We start from the raw sequence: 18,169 nt of genomic DNA, 5'->3' as shown, positions 1-18,169 counted from the left end.
CATCTTATTTGTTCTATTTTTATTAGTATATTGGCGTTTTATAATTCTAACCAATAAACCCTTGTATCATGGCAATATTTACAGTAGGCCCTTTTGGGCGACCTTCCGGGAAAATAGGAAACGTAGTCTTTTATATATTAAACGGACAATTAGTGGGGCGCGGGATTGGAAAGCCAGGGAAACCGAGCTTAAAACAACTGGCCAATCGTCAGGCCATGTCAGCGACGATGGATTTTTTGAAACCGATGACTGATTTTATCAATGTCAGTTTTAAATCGGAGGCCGAAGGCAGCTTGAAAAACCCGCATAACCTAGCCACCTCCTATAATAAGAAACACGCTTTAACGGGTGAATATCCTAATATTTGCGTTGATTATACCAAAGTGATCCTCAGTAAGGGGCAGCTGGAATCGGCAAATGAATTAAAAATCAGTAAAGGAGAAAATGGCCTTCATTTGAGCTGGAATTCTGGCATTAATGAAAACGGGGCTGCTGATGACCAACTGATGGTGATGGTCAGTCATCCGGGTAGAAAACGGGCGAGCGGTTATTTGAATGCGGCCAGAAGGGGAGAAGGGGGCTGTTTTCTGCCACTTTCCAAGAATTGGATGTTGGAGGAGCAGATGGAAATTTATGTGTGTTTTAAATCGGCCAATGGCCAATTGATTTCCGATAGTGCTTATGTAGGCAACTTGAATGGTGTTCCAGCATCTAAAGAAGAAAAAACAAAAGAAACGCTGTACCATACGACAAAAGTTCGTTTTGATCAGGTTTCTATAGATTATCATAAAAAAAGACTGGATTTTCCTGAGGGTGTCCCCGAGAGTAAAGCTTTCAGGCATTTGGAGACAGAGTACTTCGCACTAATCAATAAAATGGCACACTTGCGGCAAAAATCTTCCTGAGTTCCGGACGGAGTCTGGGTTTAAAAACTAGTTTTATTTAAAGCTAATGGGATTTTTATGACTAAATTTTTTGGACTATTATAGGGATTTTGTTTTATCGATCTTGTTTTCGATTTTAAGGATTATATTCTTCTTAACTCATTTAATGGGCTTATTGATAGTCGCATAGCCTAGTTAGCTATAGTGGAGCTTACTGATTGTCAGTATTATTTATTTCGGATGTCAGGCAGGCAAAGGAGTAGATCATTCGTTTACCCAGCATGGCTTCGAAGAGGTCATTTCCCAGGTCATAATGCCGATAAATAGATAATAGAACAGAAAAATGGAAATTAGATTTTAAGAAACTCGAACAATTTATAGATTAATAGTGCTGGCCATACAAATGCCTTTAAGACTCCAAGAACACCCATCCAAAAACTAGTGGCCTGTTGAGTATAATACACTAATGCTCCAATAAATGCTAATCCGTAGATAGCGCAATTTTGATCCATCATTTTTTCTTTAAGTTTAGTTTTCATGATTTATTTAGTGCAGTTAAACTCTAATTGTCAATGATTTACAACCTCTAAATTAGCACAACCAACTATACATTGGGGTGTTGGCAATCATTATTTTGAGTGATCTTGGACAAATTCTGCTACGCGGTCAGGATCGTATTTTCTACACAAACATAAGATCAGTAATTCCCATTCCGGCTGGTCGAGCAATGTTCCAACTGCCCAAAGTGTTTCGTCATCTGGATGAGCAACAATTACCGCATTTTTTTTTGGTCCCATATTTTGCAGATTCTGAATTAGGTAAATACTTCGTAAAGTTCTTAGAAATTTCAAGAATGAAGGGGACTGCTGTCATGTCAATGAGTGACTGCAATTGTCTTGATTTACAATGAGTTGTAGCTTACTGGATCGATCAATAAACTTTGGCCAGGAACTCAAAGCTGGCCGCTTCTGGCGCTGATGCTCAGTTCGTAAAGTCTGTTTACCAGTTGTAATGAAACGGAACAATTCATCTTTTTTTGTTAAAAAATGTTAAATCAGTTTGAAAATTTTATTTTGTTTTTTTGATTTGTGCTTAGGACAAATAAATATTAAACCGGCATTTTTTTTAGGCTATTGTTATACATTTTAGTGTTTAGATCATGTTAGTAAAACCTACACTCCAGTACCTTACTCTAAGGTCCAAATTTTCATTATTTTTCTTACTTTTCGTTGCATCACAGTTGGGATTGTCTGCCCAGGGCCAGGTTGCAGCTGGTGCTGGCCCATCTGCCTTTACAGCAAAACTGATTAATATTGAGGCTGCAACAAACGAAGCATTTCGTTATAATACGACCATCCATAATGGATCGGCTAAACAAGCGCTGTACGAATTTAAAGCGGATCTGCCTTTAGGCTGGATGGTCAGCTACAAAGTAGAGGGTAATCAGGTTGCTTCTTTAAATATTGATCCTGGAATCTCCCGTGAGGTCGCGATTGAGATCAATGCCACAGCCAGTACTAAACCTGGCAAGTACAAAATACCTGTAAAGGCAATAGCAAACGCTGATACGCTTTCCCTAAATCTGGAGGCAGTGGTAAGAGGCTCGTATGGAATCATCTTAACAAGTCCAACAGGGAAACTGAGCGAAGAACTTACCTCTGGCAGTCATAAGGAAATCTTACTAGAAGTAAAGAACTCGGGTTCGCTGCCGTTGAAGGATATCGAACTCAGCTCGCAACTGCCTGTTAATTGGGAAGCTACTTTCGAACCCGCCAGGATCAAACAATTGGAACCTGGAAAAACCGCAACTGTAACTGCAAAGCTTAAAGTCCCGGATAAGACCATCGCCGGGGACTACGCGGCTACATTTACTGCGACAAATAGCAATGGCAATGCTCCTGCAACATTCAGGATGGTTGTTGGCACCTCATTGCTCTCTGGATGGATCGGTATTCTGGTCATCTTATTGGCCATTTCACTGGTATATTATCTTATTCGTAAGTATGGTAGAAGATAGAAAAAATGAAGGATCCTATCATACAACTACAGGGCCTGACCAAATGTTATGGCCTTCAAACTGCCGTAGATAACCTAAACCTTGATATTCATCAGGGGGAGATATTTGGACTGCTGGGCCCAAATGGAGCAGGTAAAACGACCACTATACTCATGATGCTGGGGCTTACTGAGCCTACAGCTGGTACTGCATTTGTTTGCGGGCATAACGCGACAAATAACCCCATTGCTGTGAAGAGAAAAGTAGGGTATATGCCTGATAGTTTAGGCTTTTATGACCAGATGACTGCAATGGAAAACCTGATGTACATTGCCAGATTAAATGGGATTGCTGAGAATGAAATCAGGATACTTACAGCAGAGCTGATGGAGATTGTTGGGATTTCCGCATCAATGAACAAGAAAACATCTACTTTTTCCCGGGGCATGAAACAACGCCTTGGCTTGGCTGAAGTATTAATTAAGCGGCCTGACCTGATCATTCTTGATGAACCAACGCTGGGAATTGATCCAAGTGGTGTTCAGGAATTTTTGACGTTAATAAAGCGTTTAAGCAAAGAGCAGGGATTGACTGTACTGCTTTCCTCACATCATTTACATCACGTTCAGCAAGTATGCGATCGGGTGGGAATCTTTGTGAAGGGGAAATTGTTAGCTCAGGGCAATATCGAAGCCTTATCTGCCAATTTGTTTGGCAATATGGGGCATGTTGTTACTATGGAACTGACAGCGGTTATTCCTCAGCCCTGGCTCTTGCAACAGGAACTGGAGCATTGGGATAGCCTTAAGCAGATCACAATAGATCAAAAAACAATCGTTTTTGAATGCAAGCAGAACATCACACCGGCACTGGTTCGTTTTCTCGTAGAAAAAGGACATGATATACTGGGAGTACATCAAAAAGATTATGGTCTGGATGAGATTTATCATAAATATTTTGAAGACATTAACTGAACATCATGAAGAGTCAACCACTTTCATTAAACCACTTTATTCAGAATAAAATAGACACAAGTAAGGTCTCGAAAAGAATCAGGGGATCCAATCCTTTTCGGATAGTCCTTCACAAGGAAATGGCGGATCATATCCGAAGCTGGCGCTTTATTGTATTGATTGTCTTGATCGCACTAACGTTTATTGGCTCCATGTATGTTTCTTTGGGCAATATCCGCTCCACGATCAGCAACACTAATGATCCTGATCATAATTTTCTATACCTTAAACTATTGACTGCCACGGATAATTCTATACCTCCATTTCATGTTTTTCTAAGCTTTCTTGGACCTTTATTGGGCATTAGTCTTGGATTTGACGCCATCAATGCCGAGCAGAACAATGGAACGCTTACAAGAGTTCTGGCACAACCCATCTATAGGGACAATCTGCTGCTGGCTAAGTTTTTAAGTGCCATGATCATGGTAAGCACCTTATTTCTCACACTAATTTTGTTGATGATTGGAGGAGGGTTGGTGCTGACAGGGGTAAGGATGGAACCATTGGAGCTGTGGAGGATACTGGGCTTCATTCTCATTAGTATCATTTATGTAGGTTTCTGGTTGAGTTTGTCTATTGTACTGTCGATCAAATTCAGGCAAGCGGCTACTTCAGCATTAACCGCAATCGGCATCTGGCTATTTTTCACCGTATTTTACCAGATTATTCTCAACCTTGTAATCCGGTCCGTATTACCTGATCCAAGTTTTCTGAGTCAGGATCAAATCCAACGCTATAACGAATTCATCCTGGATCTGTTACGTATCGCACCCAATCAGCTTTATACAGATGCAAGTACTACAATGCTCATGCCTTCGGTTCGGAGCCTTGGCCCGTTGACAATGGAAAAGATGGCCGGAGCAATACCAGCTCCTTTGCCCTTCAAAGAGAGCTTGATGATCGTATGGCCTCAGGTAAGCGGCTTGATTGGAGCTACTTCACTTTTTTTCGCGCTTTCCTATTATCTATTTATGCGTAAGGAGATCCGAAATACATAGGTAAATTTGTGCAGGCTTTGGTATCCAAATGATTGATCATTCCGTTTATGATTTTTCCTTATTAAACAGCCAGTATAAACCTTTGGTGTCTACCCGGTAAGTTTTCAATAAAATGGTCATTAGGATTTCTTCAAACAGGCCGATACCGGTTACGATTACTGTGATGTAAAATAACATTGATGAGGGTTTATCAATAAAAAAACAAGTGCATAAAAATATCGCTTGTAAGATTGCCGCAGTTTTTGAAATGTATGTATGATAAGCAGTCATTTTTCCATATCGTATCAATGCCAATGAAACCTCAATAACTAGCAAAACAAGGAGCATTATGATGATGGCCCTTTTATCGTAAAGGAAAGCATGATTCCATTTAATAATACCAATGACTGCAACAATGACGGTAAGATCGTCACCCGCTGAATCCAGGCGAGCCCCCAGTTTGCTAACCACTTTATAACTCCGGGCAAGGTAGCCGTCCAGAGCATCTGTAAAAAAGCTAACAACAAATAACCATTTGAATACATCATATTCATTTTTCCATATTAATAGAAGAAGAATTGGCGCAGCAAGAATTCGGTAACAGGTTATTGTGTTTACAGCAAGTGTACTAATTTTTAAATGGTCCATACAACAGCAGGTAACTAAATGCGAAAGGTGCTGAGCCCAGCAGGGAATCAAACCGGTCTAGTATTCCCCCGTGGCCAGGCAATAGCGTTCCGGTATCTTTGACACCCAGACTTCTCTTTAGCATTGATTTAGATAAATCTCCATATATACCAGTCACAGTGATTATTATTGAAAATATGAGCCAGGTTTGTGTATTAAATATTAAATAGCAATTTGAAAGAATAACAGCGACTAATATTGCACTTAAAATGCCGCCAATGCACCCTTCCCACGTTTTATGGGGAGATATCCGTTTAAATAATAATTTCTTACCCAAATATTTACCAACGAGATAGGCGCCGATGTCACTCGCCCAAAGAATAAAAAAGTAACTGGTTACCAGTTGCGCATTATAACCTCCTCCAAAGGGTAGAAATGCTAAGGCGATAAAAAAGCAACTTGGCAGTGTAATATAGATTAATCCCATGAAGGAATAAGCAAGATGTTCAAACGGTCGTGGATGGTGTGCGTACAATTCATTAGCAATGATCATAAAAGCTATTGGTATAATGATAAATAGAATCTTCCAAACGAACAAGCCACTAAGGACCGAAGTGGTGGCTATTATTAAGAAACTGCCTAAGATTAATCCCATTGTCCGACTTGTCTTGTTCAATGCGACTAAACGGTAAAATTCTACCAATCCTCCTAGGTTCAGAAACGCTACCATAACTGCAAAACTGTAAAGACTCAAGTTGGTGAATAATAGCACCACTATGATCAGGATTATCCCCGTGAGCGTACGTTGTTGAAAATTATTCATATACAATATGTCGCTAAGTTTGAATAAAGCTAGGAATTAGCGGGATGTTTGCTAGTGACGAAGGTCACTTATCTTAATGATCTTGTGGGCATTTGAATATTTGAAAGGCCATCTTAATTTACTCTCCGATCACTCATATACAATAGTGTTTGCGCAAGTAATGGTAACACCTGTAAAAGAAAAAACGCATTTAATCTTGTGATTAAAGGCGTTTTTTTGATCCCGTTGGCATCGGAACCTAGTCATGAAATCAACGGTTAAATAGTATGTAGTGTGGTTTAAAAAGCGTAATTGAAGGTGAAGTTTCCCCAGGTGAGATTATACAAATCCCTCATCAAAGGGGTTGTGCTCGTCATAGTTGAGGATATGCTAAACCGGTTGATCACTATAACAGGTCCATAAGAATAACTGGCGATGAAATTTTTGATCGGGTGATAATATTCCAGGCTGGTGGTAGTCCCAGTTTTCGCCGGAACGAGGGTTGGGGCTGGTCGTGAAGTATTTATTCCTCCTTGTAGCAGTATATTACTCAGTACCCATTGCACTTTGGGTTTGAAAATGAAATAAATCTGTATTTTATTTCTTGCTCCTGAGCGACTGTATTGTGATATTAAACCCTGAAAATATGGATTCATTTTTCCTATCCGGATTAGAGAATAAGCTGCAGCAGCGTTTATACCTGTTCCTATCTGCAGCTCTCCGCCACCAATCACTTCCAGGAAATTGCTATGGTGTAGCAATTGTTTCTCTGCTCTGAAATTTAGGTTCAGTATTGGACTATTCCCAAACTGATTAGACCATCCCTTTGGTTCCTGATAACTGACAAGACTATGCACCATTTCTTGGGCCTCCCTAGCCAAGGAAGCGGGCCCGTTGACACCGAGATCCAATTCTGATTGGAAACTATATTTCTGCTGCTCATTATATGAATAGAGACTATGTGTGAGGTATAAGGATCCAGACCAGGGGTAATCGCCTGGCTGAAAGTTAGGGTTGGCAATAATATTTGGGGTAAAAATCAATTGTGTCAGTCCAAAACCAAGTACGTTCAAACTACTGTCGCCGGCTTTTGGCATAAAACGGTCTATTAGAAAGTTAGAAGACTTGTTTTTGATGTAAAACAGGTTGAATTTGTTACCATTGGTGTATGCCCTGTCTGTACCGTGCCCATAAAAACTTATATAATCATCATCCCAATAAGCCTGTACCAAATGCCTGGGAATTTCTTGCTGTGCAAAGGAAGAGTTGACAGCACTGAACCAGAGAAGGAATAATAAATGCAAAAGCTTTTTCATAATCCATGGCGCCGAAACTGAATTTATAACCAACGTCTGCTAAAATAGTTTTGTAAATAATCCGAGATCATATTAAAGCACATGTATAGGAAGTTAATTGCCATTGTTTAAAAGGATCTTGTTTCTCAGGTACTGATTAAAACTTTAACAGGTACGTAGAGTAGGGAGATTACAGACTTGGTTTTGTATTGTGCCTGTTGTTTAATTTCCATATTAGCCCTGTATGTAGGTTACTAATAAGCAATTTTAGTATTAACATCAAAATGAGAAAATTATTGAATAGCTTTTGGCAAATAGCACTCCACCATCCAATTTCCATATTGAGCTACTTTTTCCTGATTGTTTGTTGGTATCAGGTTATTTTAATGTTTTATTATTTACGTATTTGGTCGGAAAATCATCAAGAGGACTATGGTTGTATAAATGGCCAGGGATATGGATTTATTCTTGCTTCATTGTTATTTATTGTCATTTTTATTATAAATATTTTGCAAGCCGTTTTTAGGAAAGATAAAAAATTCTATATCGGAATGGTTTATCTTTTAATTGCAACAAGCGCTGTTATTTTTATAGTGTTCAAATTGATTTGCTGATTCGGCAGCGTTTATTCCTGTTCCTGCCTGCAGCTCTCCGCCACTAATCACTTCCAGAAAATTGCTATGGTGTATCAATTGTTTCTCTGCTCTGAAATTTAGCTTCAGTATTGGGCTATTCCCAAACTGGTTAGACCATCGCTTTGGTTTCAAGAAGGTACTTCTCTTTCCCTGACAGACGATTTTGCCATAAAGCAAGATGTAAAGTTTTTATTTACAAAGTTTACATTTTTATTTACAACCCAAATTACCCACCCGGAAAGGTATCATCGTATTTTCGCTAATTCAAATGCTTTATCTTCATAAACCTGAAACCTACTATTATGATAAAATCGCTTTTATTTACGTTTTTAGTGTTCTTAAGTCTTTTTACATTTTCGCAAACTCCCTTACCAGTAAAAAATTACAAGGGGCATAAAGAGGCTATATATGGTACAGCGCAATCATCAGATGGAAAATGGTTGCTTTCTGGTAGTTCTGACGACACAGCCATATTGTGGAACGAAAATGGAGATATAGTTAAACAAATTACTGGCCACCTAAGAAGTGTGAATGACGTTGCATTTTCACCAGATAACAAAAGGTTTATTACTGCAGGTAGCGATGAAACTTATGTGATATGGAGTATTAATGGCGAAAAAATTAAGGTAGTTAAAGCCGATAAAATTTATGTAAAGACAGTGACCTATTCAAATAATGGCAGATACATATTGAGTGGAGGAGGAGACAATACAGCTAAACTATGGACTTCGGACGGCAGACTTATTAAAACGTTTAAAGGACATGCTTGTACGATATATCAAGCAAGCTTTTCGCCTGATGACAAAAAAATCGTGATTGCAAGTTGCGATAACTTCGCTTCTATTTGGGATTTAAAAGGGAAAAAGTTGAAGACCTTAAAACACCATTCAAGCGGTGTTACTTCAGCAAGTTTTTCACCAGACGGACGGCAGATATTGACGGCCAGTTTTGATAAGCGGGTTGCATTATGGAGTGTAAAAGGTAAATTACTTAAATCTTTTACAGCCCATAACGATGAAATTAATCAAGCACAATTTTCTAAAAATGGTAAATATATCCTTACAGGAAGTGAAGATGGTACCGCAAAATTGTGGCGATTAAATGGACATCTGGTAAGAACTTTTGGTGAAATTAATACCGTTGAATATACCAGTGCAACTTTTTCAGAGGATCAGAAATTCGCGATAGTATCCTATAAAAATAATAGTATAAACTTTTATAGATTACCCGAGCTTAAGTGATTTTCATTTGTTGGCAACAACTTCCTCTTTAATAATCTGGAGTCGAATGAATCTTTTTGACTGTTGCCCAAATTTACCATGTATTTAAACAGAAAAGGCGCAATTTCTTGCGCCTTTCGTGATCCCGCTGGGATTCACACCTAGTGTGAAAATCAACGTTTATTCGTTATCTGGGAGGTTTTGGAATTGGGACTAACCGAATCACTCACCTTTTATTTGTACGTTTTAGCTGCAAATACTGTTTAAATATATTGATTTTAACCTGTTTTTTACATGAAATTTAATTACTTAATTACATTGGATTTTTAGGATTGCCTATTTTAGATGACAGAAACATATTTCAAGAATGAGAGTGTTGGATTTTCATTAGGTTTATAGATGCGATGATTCATCGGATTCATATATTTATGGAAGTGTTCCTCATATTATATATTCTGATTAATGAGATGATTGAAATTTAATTTATAGCTGAATATGGACACAATTGTTAATTTCTTAATGCATTACGTTGGCTATGTTTAAAATTTTCGCAAAGACCATATAAATAAGCATCAGATGCATGTTTTATTAAATAGTCAATAAAACAACGGTATAAAATTGAACCGGGTCTTCCTTTAATGGGGAAAGATGCTTTCCAAAGTTTAAGATTTTCTTTTAATTCATCAATATTTTGCCCATGATCTACACCGTGGTCTTCTTCAATAAACCTTTTATAGTCTGCTTCCCACATTGGCAGTATATTTTTCCTGAAATAATCTATGTAGCGAATTGAAATATTTAAAGTGTTGTTCCAACTGTCAAATATGTCTTTATCGATGGGATTTGTCGGATATATTGTAAAATTCCAATCAGAATCTAAAATTCCTGAGATAGATGGTTCATTTATATAATTAAATTTGGTAACGACTCCTTCATGTGTCAAATAAGGATAAAAAGCATGGACGCGATTTTTTGTAACCGGGTTATCAATTAATATGTTTTTTGAACCCTTAGCAGGCCTTTCATTACATTTAGAGCCAATTGGAAATAAATTATCGAAATTGACAGCAGCCATGGGAAACAAATCCTTACAAAGCCAGTGATCAAGAGCTATTCGGGATTGTCCTTCAATATTTAAAAAGCCTTCAAGGCCGCAAAAAGGACAGACTTCAAGGTTGTTATTTATAATGAATCTATTTATTGATTCTTTAAGATTATCATTAACATGAGATTCAAATTGATGATAATTTATTGCAGAATTATATAAATAAAGGAATAATTCATCAAGTTCTAATTTAACACTTGATGGCAAATCGTTTAATTCGATAATTAATGATCCTGCTAGATTTTTGCAGAGGTTTTCAATTTGATTACTATGTTTAAATGCTTCAATTATTTGATCCCTTTTAGATTTTTTTTTGATTCTCTTATATTTATTATAAACTGCTTCAAATTTATTAAATAGAGAGGTTGCACCAAAAACCCCATTTACCCATGCAGGGAAAAGATGATGCCCGAAAGTGGCAGAATTTTCAATCTCTTTAAAGAACATTACAGGGATTTCATGAATAATACTTATGCCTGTTGTTAATTTTTGAAGCTTAATTATCATCGGTATTTTTCATTTTTTCATAGATCTTCTTAAAGAGAAACTGTTTCTCACTCGACTCTCCAAAATCTTCAACAGCTTTTCTCAATTCATCTATAGATCCGTGATTAATAATTTTTTGTAGTTCTCCAAAAGATTTGTTGGAAATTAAATCAGTTTTAAAGAAGTTTTTCAGAATATAATCAACGCTTGATCCGTATGTTTTTAAATCCATTTGAGAAGCTTTCTTCGTTTCTAATATTTTCGTTTTCTCATCTTTTTTAAAGAAAATTACATTATCAGGCATACAGTCTGAAATAATGAATGGTGAATGGGACGTCAACAATATATCTTTTAAATAGTGAACATTAAAATTGCCATTTACAGACTTCTCTCTGCTTCCCGCTAAAATACTGTCGTCCAATATTTTAATAAATTTAGCGCGCCAACTAGGATTAAAATGGGTTTCAGGTTCGTCTAATAAGAGTATGCTTTTACGATCTTTCAGCATCAGACAAATGCCCATCGTATGCAAAAACTGATGTTCGCCATCTGAAAATTCTCTTAATAATAGGGCCCTTGGTTCCGATTCCCCTTCAATTCCCTTTAGAATTAAAAAGTCAAGAAAGAAAAACACATTTTCTTCAGGGCTACCTTCAGGTAATTTGCCATCGGTATAAAAACCTTTGGATTTGTACACTTCTTCTTTGACTGATTCTGAAATAATATTTGCATTTAATTCATACAGCACCTGAAAAAATCGAAACAGCTCGAAAGAAGTGGAAAAAAGCGATTTAAAAGCAACTTTAATTTTATCGTCAACAAAAAAGTCCAATGTAATGTGGGACCATAATGCAGGTTTAATAGTACTTACTTCTTGCTTATACTCTTGCCAACAAGAAGCAATTTTCTTTAATTGCTCAATAATTTCAAAAATGTGACCTAGTATAGGGTATGGCTCGTTATCTATATTGTTTAAGTTTTGAACATTTAGGTTCATCCTAAAACTCCTTAATCCAACAATACCAAGTTCTTTCTTTAATGGCTTAAGCGTTTCTTCATCTTCGTAAAGCATACATGCTAATAGCACCGCCTGACTCATTTCGTTATCTATATAAATTAGGCTATTTTCAGGTTCCTCAAAACGATATTTTTTCAAATAGTCTTCTCGATATTTATCAAAATTGATTAGTCTGCTTTTACGAAATGGTAAACTTAAAATTTCATTTTCACCTGAAGAATATCCTATAATAATTTGAGGTAGATAATCCTTACCCTCTGCCGCTTGTGGAAAAGCAGTGTCAAACCTTGGTTCCAAGGAAACAGGAAGTATTTGTTCTTCTTTCGAAAATGGAAATGCTTGCCTAGTCATAATTGGCACTTCACCTACTTTTTTTGTGATGATCACTTTATCGAAATAGGCTAATGAATAAGGTCTATTGTTATGTTGACCAATAATATATTCCAAAGTGAAAGCATCTGGGTTACATTCATCAGGACGGAAATGTTTTTCGAATGTTTTGGGCTTAAACTTAGCCACACAGCATTCCATATGGAAAAAAATAGAAGATATAGCTTCAAGGACATTGGACTTCCCGCTACCATTTAGGCCGGCAAAACAAAAAGGACTAAATACTTCTAAAGCCTTCATGCCTCTATTATCTAAGGTGTGAAACTCAATCTTAAAACCTGAATGCAGGCTTCGGAATTGTTTTTCCTTCGGGATTTCGCCTATTTCTAATTTAAGTAATTTCATTTTAAAACCAGTTCTAAGCTTTGGGTTCTATCATTATATTCTTGTGTCACCTTTCTCTTCTCTTCTTTAACTGCCATCAATTGAAAAGCAACGTGTTTAGCCTTGTCGTATAAATCTTTTTCTTTAAACTCTTGAGTATTCAGTTTATCAATCAATTTTTGGAGATACGCAATGTCGCCACTAATCTTTGAAATGTCATTCTCTTTTTTTTGCAAATCTATTTCTCTAACTAGAGCATCCAGCTCAATATCTATGTTGAAGTTTAATTGTCCGTTAAATGCTTTTTGTAAAATTGATTTGAACAGCACAATCTCGTTCGCTGATTCATTTGAGATATCATTTTTTATTTTATCTATTTTATTGGATATTTCGACAAATCTTTGCTGAATGTTTAAAGGGGGGCAAGGTATAATAATCTTTTGAAAACTATCTGTAGTCAGTTTTTTAGTTCCATGTGCAGCACTTGAAACATACTGAAGTATCCAATTTTTAAGTATTAATAAGCAGTGTAATACATATTCTGGTTCATATTTGTTATATAATTTGATAGCTTTCATATCTTGATTGATTGCCACCGGTATAGTATTCATTGCAACAGGAAAACTATGAGCTAAAATCATCCCTCTTACAACTATCAAGATATTCCGAGGTTCTATTTTCTTTAACGATGTTTCTTTGAAGACAAGTTCTGATATTTGATCAATTGAGTCAGTTATGTAATTATTTTTCATGTCTTTAGGACTTATCCAGGGAAATTTTCCAATCCAGTAATTGAAATTTTCCTTGCTTGGGGTTCCTCCACTTCTGAATTCTCCTATTTTATCTAATGAATCGGTGGGCCATTTATTAGGATTTAATACTGGATCACCAAACATATCTAAGAAAGTAGCTCTCAAGAAATCATTCATTAATTGTGCTATTTCTTTCCGCTTAATTACCAAAACACCTGCCTTATCTAAGACAGCAACGATTTTGTTTTGCATTTCTATTGATAAAATAGGTATATCTAAATTTTCGATATATTTTTTAGAAATATGCTTTAATCCAGCACCTTTAAAGCCTCTTTCAAGAAAATGCAAATTTCCAAATAAATAATAATATACAAATTTTGTATTCAGTTCTTTTTGTTTTGCTATGGCTACAAGACAATCCGTTGACGTCGAAAATGGTTCATTCGTAAAATGAATGCTTGCACTACCTCCTGTACCAAATATTAAAGCATCATCATAATACTGTGCTCTATCAAAACGTTTTTTTAAGACAAAACTGGAGGTGTACAATGGATAATTACCATTATCCAAGCCATCACCTGCCTTTATTTTTGAATTTGGCGCAAAATAGAATAATGATTTAAATTTTTCAGTCCTCATCCGATCAAACTATTTAGCTCTTCCATATCTTTTAAAATTTCTTGCTCTAATTTCATAAGCTTAGCTAAAAGCTGTTTTGGTGGATCGTAAGTTTGTTCCACATATTCATATTCTTTGTAACGATTATAGCTTAAGTCCAAATCATTTTCTTGTATTTCTGCAATCGGAACGAAGAAATGTGTTTTACGGTCTTTAATTATGTTTTTCTTAATGAATAAATCTTTAAGCTCCTGTAGTGGGAAATCTTTTAATCGTCTGCGGTTGTCGTCCAAGGAATAACCATCACTCTTCAATTCATAAAACCAAACCTTTTCAGTATGCCAAGTTTTACTTTTTTCTTTTATTTTCGTAAAAAATAAGATAGCTGTTTTAACACCGGTATAAGGTTTGAAAACTCCGCTAGGTAAAGAAATAACAGCTTCTAATCGATTATCTTTTAATAAAATTTCTCTTGTTTGTTTTTGAGCATTGGAGCTGCCAAATAACACTCCTTCAGGAATAATCACTGCCGCCTTACCATTTACTTCAAGCATATAGATTATACGCTCTAAAAATAATAACTCAGATTGAACAGTTTGTTCTTCTCTATTTCCTTCTTTATCTTTTTTAGGCGGATAGACTCTATCCAAGTTTTCACTTACAGTAACGCTATTGATTTTTCCAGTAAAAGGCGGATTTGCTAAAATGTATTTATATTTCTGTGAGGATTGCTTGCCTTCATAACTTTCATAATCTGAAGATAAAGTATCTAAATGTGTTATTTTAGGCTTTGTAATGCCATGCATCATTAAATTCATGATACCAATACGAACCATAGTTTGATCTATATCAAAGCCATAGAAGATACTTTCTTTTATTAGCTCCTTTTGGGATGGAGTTAGATTATTACCATCTATTCCCTTAGACAATCCATTGTCATCAATGATTGTTTTTTGAGAATATTTGGTTATAATATGCTGGTAAGCACCTACTAAGAAGCCGCCTGAACCACAAGCTAAATCGCATATTTTCCCATCAATGTTAGGATCAAGCAATTCTGTCATCATTTGAATGATATGTCTTGGTGTTCTAAATTGGCCATTTTTTCCAGCCTCACTAGTTTGTTTCAAAAGGTGTTCGTAAACATCACCTTGAATATCTTGGAAATATTGATTATCCTCTTTTTCTTGTTTTTGTATATCTAAATATATACTATCAATGATTTCAATGGCATTCTCTAACAGTGATGGGCTATTTATCCTGAAGGATGCATCTTCCATCGAATCTGCAAATGGTTCGCCTTTTCTTGATAAATCATTTTTAATATATTCAAATACATTTTCCTTTATGTGCGACACTAATTTTTCGCCCTTAAATTCATGATAGTTACTCCATTTAAAATTTTTAGGTGTATTTGGATGAAAATTCTCTAGTCGGTTCATAAAAAGCAGATATGAAATTTGCTCAATTGCCGTTATAGGATTGGATAAACCGCCTGCCCATAATCTGTCCCAAAGACTTTGAACTTTACTTTTTATTTCATTGGTTAACATGTGTTACTTATTTTTCTTATTGGATACAATTAAATCTTTTATGTCAACATTCAGTATGTTAGCGATATCGTTTAGCAATTCAAGGCTTGGCTGCCTTCGGTTTTGAACGTATGAGTTCACCATATTATAACTTTTAGAAAGTTTTCCAGATAACCAAATTTGCTTAATACCTTTTTGTTCTAGCACCTCTTTGATACGGTTCATTTCATGAATAGAATTATATGGCTAAAGGTAGTTTTTTTTGCTAAAGTATATCACATTTTGAGATGTTTTTGTTTTATAAAATTTGTCTTATTTTCTGTTTTTTTTATTAAAAATACGTACTTGAAATGCTTAATGCTTATGAGAGAGGGACGTTGGAAAATAGCTTGTATATGAAGATTATGGTTTTTTGCTCTTATACTCATCTAGTTTATACTCCTTATGTAACTGTAGATTAGGAAATTTATAACATGGGTTGCTGTGGCAAATAGGATTTTGGGAGTATTCCTATTCTAGCCGGATATATGCTGCAAATTCACTATAAGAATCCCTCTTTTTGATCTATAGAAGACCATCGAAAATGGATAGGGTTCCGACCTGTCTTATGAGTGGGTATGTTTTTTTAGAACAGGAATATATAAAGGTGTTTTTGCAGAAGAGTATCCCACCGCATTCGCGGCTTGCAAAAACACCTTAACCATGGCCACCGCCCAGTTTTTTGGGGTTATTTACGGAAAAGGCTATAGTTTTCAATAAATGGCAATTGTTCAATCATCGATCAGCATACTTTTTAAACTTTCCATTTCCGGATGTTCGTTTGCTAGTGTGCCCTGCTGAAAGTCAAATAGCTTTTCCATCAGGATGACTTTTTCGTAAGGAATATCCTGTGAGCTTTCGATGGGTATCCGCCTATAATTATGGAAGGTATTTAGTGAAATGCTTAACAGGTCTGGCAGAATCTGCATCGCTTTACGATATTGCCATACATTGAGGTTGAATAAATACTCATCGATCTTGTATTTTCTAATTTGCTTTTCCATGATGTCATGTGTTAAGTGCAGTTATCATTTTTTGATTTAGTTTACAGTTGTGGTGGTATTATTGATGCAGAAAACAGTCTGGCTACTGTCAATCAGATAGATTACTTCAATTAGTTTTTCTATGTACTCCTTGACAACCACCATTGCACTTCCATCTTCTAAAACCTCATCAATAGTGGGCTGCCTGTAAGCATATTCCACAATCCGGCTAAATATCAACCGCCATTCATTTAAGCTCATGAAGCTGAAAAAGTCCTTAAAAAAGCACTGGGTGTTTTTGATTTCCTTATCCGAAAGGGTTTTAAAGTGGGTGGTAATAAGCGTGCTGTAATACCTGTTAAGGTCTATTTCGCAAGGTGTGAGGGTGCATGGATCACAATGCAAAGAGAACTTCGCGTCTCTGCAAAAGAAGATGTGCCCCGCTTCCAGTAATTTCAGTAAGCACCTGTAATTGTAGAAGTATTCTTCACTTTTTCCATACTGTTTGTTGGTACATGCTGATTTGATCAGTAGTAGAATTTCAGCGCGAAAGGCTTCAATGTCTATTTCATATCTGCAAAAATCTGAAATGAATACGTGTGGGTTTAGGATCTGCTTATCTGTAAGCTGATTGTACCGGAGTTTGTTTCTATTACTCATAATTTTGAAATTAATGAGCCTTGTAGAAGCTATATCCCCCTAGAGGGGGCTGGACACCTGCATTCTACATTTGCAACCGAGGCACTGGTAAGCCCGCCTTAACTTCAAAATAAATTGAAACATCAGCTTTACCATTTCTTTCAAAATGGTTATCGTACAAAAATATAAGCAAGCGCCAGCCCCACCTAAGCGGCACAGGACTACGAATGTAGGGATTTGGCGCCATACTTACACTCGCACGATAAATTACCAGTTTTTCGGTCGCGAGGCTCGTTGGGTTAAATGATTGAACTATTGTAGTTTATCTCATATTTTGATAAATTGATTGTATAGTAAATATAGAATAAAAATGTCATACATGTGTGTCTTTTCTTTTATTATTTTTCTATCCCTTTACAATACGATGAATGAGCCGATAAACATATCCCCAATAGAACAATATGTGATTGATTATGTAATCAAGCTAAGGAAAGAAAAGCAGCTTAAACAGGAAGATATTGCGACAATTCTAAATGTGAAGCGCACATTTGTGACCAACGTAGAAAGCGCAAAAAACCGCGCTAAGTATAACCTTGTGCATATCGCAAAACTGGCTGATCATTTTGGGCTTTCTCCAAAAGACTTTCTACCTAACGACGTTAGTTTATAATATATCCAGTGTCAATCTAGAGTTATGCCGCCTAGCGCATAAGTAATAAGCTGGATAAACAGCAAAGTAGCTCAGCGTTTTGTTGATTATGTCTTGTCCTAAAAAGTCTTTACAGTTGGGATCTGTTACTACTATATGTTCTTTACAACAGATACTTAGTCCGA

General features: G+C 36.3%; 18 protein-coding genes. 6 read left to right on the top strand and 12 right to left on the bottom strand.

Annotated features, from left to right (window positions below; all coding sequences use genetic code 11):
* The first annotated feature begins 68 nt into the window (after positions 1 to 68).
* Positions 69 to 905, top strand: coding sequence for a DUF6266 family protein (locus K7X70_RS23505; protein WP_222539360.1), 837 nt, complete (start codon positions 69 to 71; stop codon positions 903 to 905).
* Positions 906 to 1,513: 608 nt separating this feature from the next.
* Here the strand turns inward: K7X70_RS23505 and K7X70_RS23495 are convergent.
* Positions 1,514 to 1,681, bottom strand: coding sequence for a PIG-L family deacetylase (locus K7X70_RS23495; protein WP_222539359.1), 168 nt, complete (start codon positions 1,679 to 1,681; stop codon positions 1,514 to 1,516).
* Positions 1,682 to 2,043: 362 nt separating this feature from the next.
* On the opposite strand from K7X70_RS23495, the gene K7X70_RS23490 reads away from it, so the two are divergent.
* Genes K7X70_RS23490 through K7X70_RS23480 form a run of 3 tightly spaced genes read left to right on the top strand, consistent with a single transcriptional unit; the run spans position 2,044 to position 4,891 of the window.
* Complete coding sequence (locus K7X70_RS23490; protein ID WP_222539358.1) at positions 2,044 to 2,901, top strand: COG1470 family protein; 858 nt, start codon at positions 2,044 to 2,046, stop codon at positions 2,899 to 2,901.
* Between the two features lie 5 nt (positions 2,902 to 2,906).
* Positions 2,907 to 3,854, top strand: a complete 948-nt coding sequence (locus tag K7X70_RS23485; RefSeq protein ID WP_222539357.1) for an ABC transporter ATP-binding protein — start codon at positions 2,907 to 2,909, stop codon at positions 3,852 to 3,854.
* A 5-nt stretch (positions 3,855 to 3,859) separates the two neighbouring features.
* Positions 3,860 to 4,891: an ABC transporter permease gene (locus tag K7X70_RS23480; RefSeq protein ID WP_222539356.1), complete on the top strand. Its 1,032-nt coding sequence runs from the start codon at positions 3,860 to 3,862 to the stop codon at positions 4,889 to 4,891.
* Positions 4,892 to 4,936: 45 nt separating this feature from the next.
* Here the strand turns inward: K7X70_RS23480 and K7X70_RS23475 are convergent, their stop codons facing one another.
* From K7X70_RS23475 to K7X70_RS23460, 4 genes are all read right to left on the bottom strand, one after another.
* Positions 4,937 to 5,518: a CDP-alcohol phosphatidyltransferase family protein gene (locus K7X70_RS23475; protein ID WP_222539355.1), complete on the bottom strand. Its 582-nt coding sequence runs from the start codon at positions 5,516 to 5,518 to the stop codon at positions 4,937 to 4,939.
* Positions 5,499 to 6,320, bottom strand: coding sequence for a phosphatidate cytidylyltransferase (locus tag K7X70_RS23470; protein WP_222539354.1), 822 nt, complete (start codon positions 6,318 to 6,320; stop codon positions 5,499 to 5,501). The genes K7X70_RS23475 and K7X70_RS23470 overlap by 20 nt, the downstream gene beginning before the upstream one ends.
* A gap of 278 nt (positions 6,321 to 6,598) precedes the next feature.
* Entirely contained in the window at positions 6,599 to 7,615 is a 1,017-nt protein-coding gene (locus tag K7X70_RS23465) for a lipid A-modifier LpxR family protein (RefSeq protein ID WP_222539353.1), read from the bottom strand.
* A 542-nt stretch (positions 7,616 to 8,157) separates the two neighbouring features.
* Positions 8,158 to 8,406 (bottom strand): hypothetical protein, encoded by a 249-nt coding sequence (locus tag K7X70_RS23460; RefSeq protein ID WP_222539352.1) that lies wholly within the window; start codon positions 8,404 to 8,406, stop codon positions 8,158 to 8,160.
* A 125-nt stretch (positions 8,407 to 8,531) separates the two neighbouring features.
* On the opposite strand from K7X70_RS23460, the gene K7X70_RS23455 reads away from it, so the two are divergent.
* Complete coding sequence (locus tag K7X70_RS23455) at positions 8,532 to 9,470, top strand: WD40 repeat domain-containing protein (RefSeq protein ID WP_222539351.1); 939 nt, start codon at positions 8,532 to 8,534, stop codon at positions 9,468 to 9,470.
* A 487-nt stretch (positions 9,471 to 9,957) separates the two neighbouring features.
* Here the strand turns inward: K7X70_RS23455 and K7X70_RS23450 are convergent, their stop codons facing one another.
* From K7X70_RS23450 to K7X70_RS23420, 7 genes are all read right to left on the bottom strand, one after another.
* Positions 9,958 to 11,061 (bottom strand): hypothetical protein, encoded by a 1,104-nt coding sequence (locus K7X70_RS23450; protein ID WP_222539350.1) that lies wholly within the window; start codon positions 11,059 to 11,061, stop codon positions 9,958 to 9,960.
* Complete coding sequence (locus K7X70_RS23445) at positions 11,051 to 12,793, bottom strand: restriction system-associated AAA family ATPase (protein WP_222539349.1); 1,743 nt, start codon at positions 12,791 to 12,793, stop codon at positions 11,051 to 11,053. Before K7X70_RS23445 ends, K7X70_RS23450 begins: the two co-directional genes overlap by 11 nt.
* Positions 12,790 to 14,163 carry a restriction endonuclease subunit S gene (locus tag K7X70_RS23440; protein WP_222539348.1) on the bottom strand — a complete coding sequence of 458 codons (1,374 nt, stop codon included), beginning with the start codon at positions 14,161 to 14,163 and terminating at the stop codon, positions 12,790 to 12,792. Before K7X70_RS23440 ends, K7X70_RS23445 begins: the two co-directional genes overlap by 4 nt.
* A complete protein-coding gene (locus K7X70_RS23435; RefSeq protein ID WP_222539347.1) occupies positions 14,160 to 15,695 on the bottom strand; it encodes a class I SAM-dependent DNA methyltransferase in 1,536 nt (511 codons plus the stop codon). The genes K7X70_RS23440 and K7X70_RS23435 overlap by 4 nt, the downstream gene beginning before the upstream one ends.
* Before the next feature lie 3 nt (positions 15,696 to 15,698).
* Complete coding sequence (locus K7X70_RS23430) at positions 15,699 to 15,899, bottom strand: helix-turn-helix domain-containing protein (RefSeq protein ID WP_222539346.1); 201 nt, start codon at positions 15,897 to 15,899, stop codon at positions 15,699 to 15,701.
* 545 nt (positions 15,900 to 16,444) lie between these two features.
* The gene (locus K7X70_RS23425) at positions 16,445 to 16,717 is read right to left on the bottom strand and encodes a hypothetical protein (protein ID WP_222539345.1); all 273 of its coding nucleotides are present in this window, start codon (positions 16,715 to 16,717) and stop codon (positions 16,445 to 16,447) included.
* A 36-nt stretch (positions 16,718 to 16,753) separates the two neighbouring features.
* Positions 16,754 to 17,356: a hypothetical protein gene (locus K7X70_RS23420; protein ID WP_222539344.1), complete on the bottom strand. Its 603-nt coding sequence runs from the start codon at positions 17,354 to 17,356 to the stop codon at positions 16,754 to 16,756.
* Between the two features lie 349 nt (positions 17,357 to 17,705).
* On the opposite strand from K7X70_RS23420, the gene K7X70_RS23415 reads away from it, so the two are divergent.
* Positions 17,706 to 18,005: a helix-turn-helix domain-containing protein gene (locus K7X70_RS23415; protein WP_222539343.1), complete on the top strand. Its 300-nt coding sequence runs from the start codon at positions 17,706 to 17,708 to the stop codon at positions 18,003 to 18,005.
* Positions 18,006 to 18,169 lie beyond the last annotated feature (164 nt).

The organism is Pedobacter polysacchareus, from assembly GCF_019802255.1.
Taxonomy (GTDB): Bacteria; Bacteroidota; Bacteroidia; order Sphingobacteriales; family Sphingobacteriaceae; genus Pedobacter; species Pedobacter polysacchareus.
This window is presented reverse-complemented; position numbering and strand designations above follow the sequence as displayed.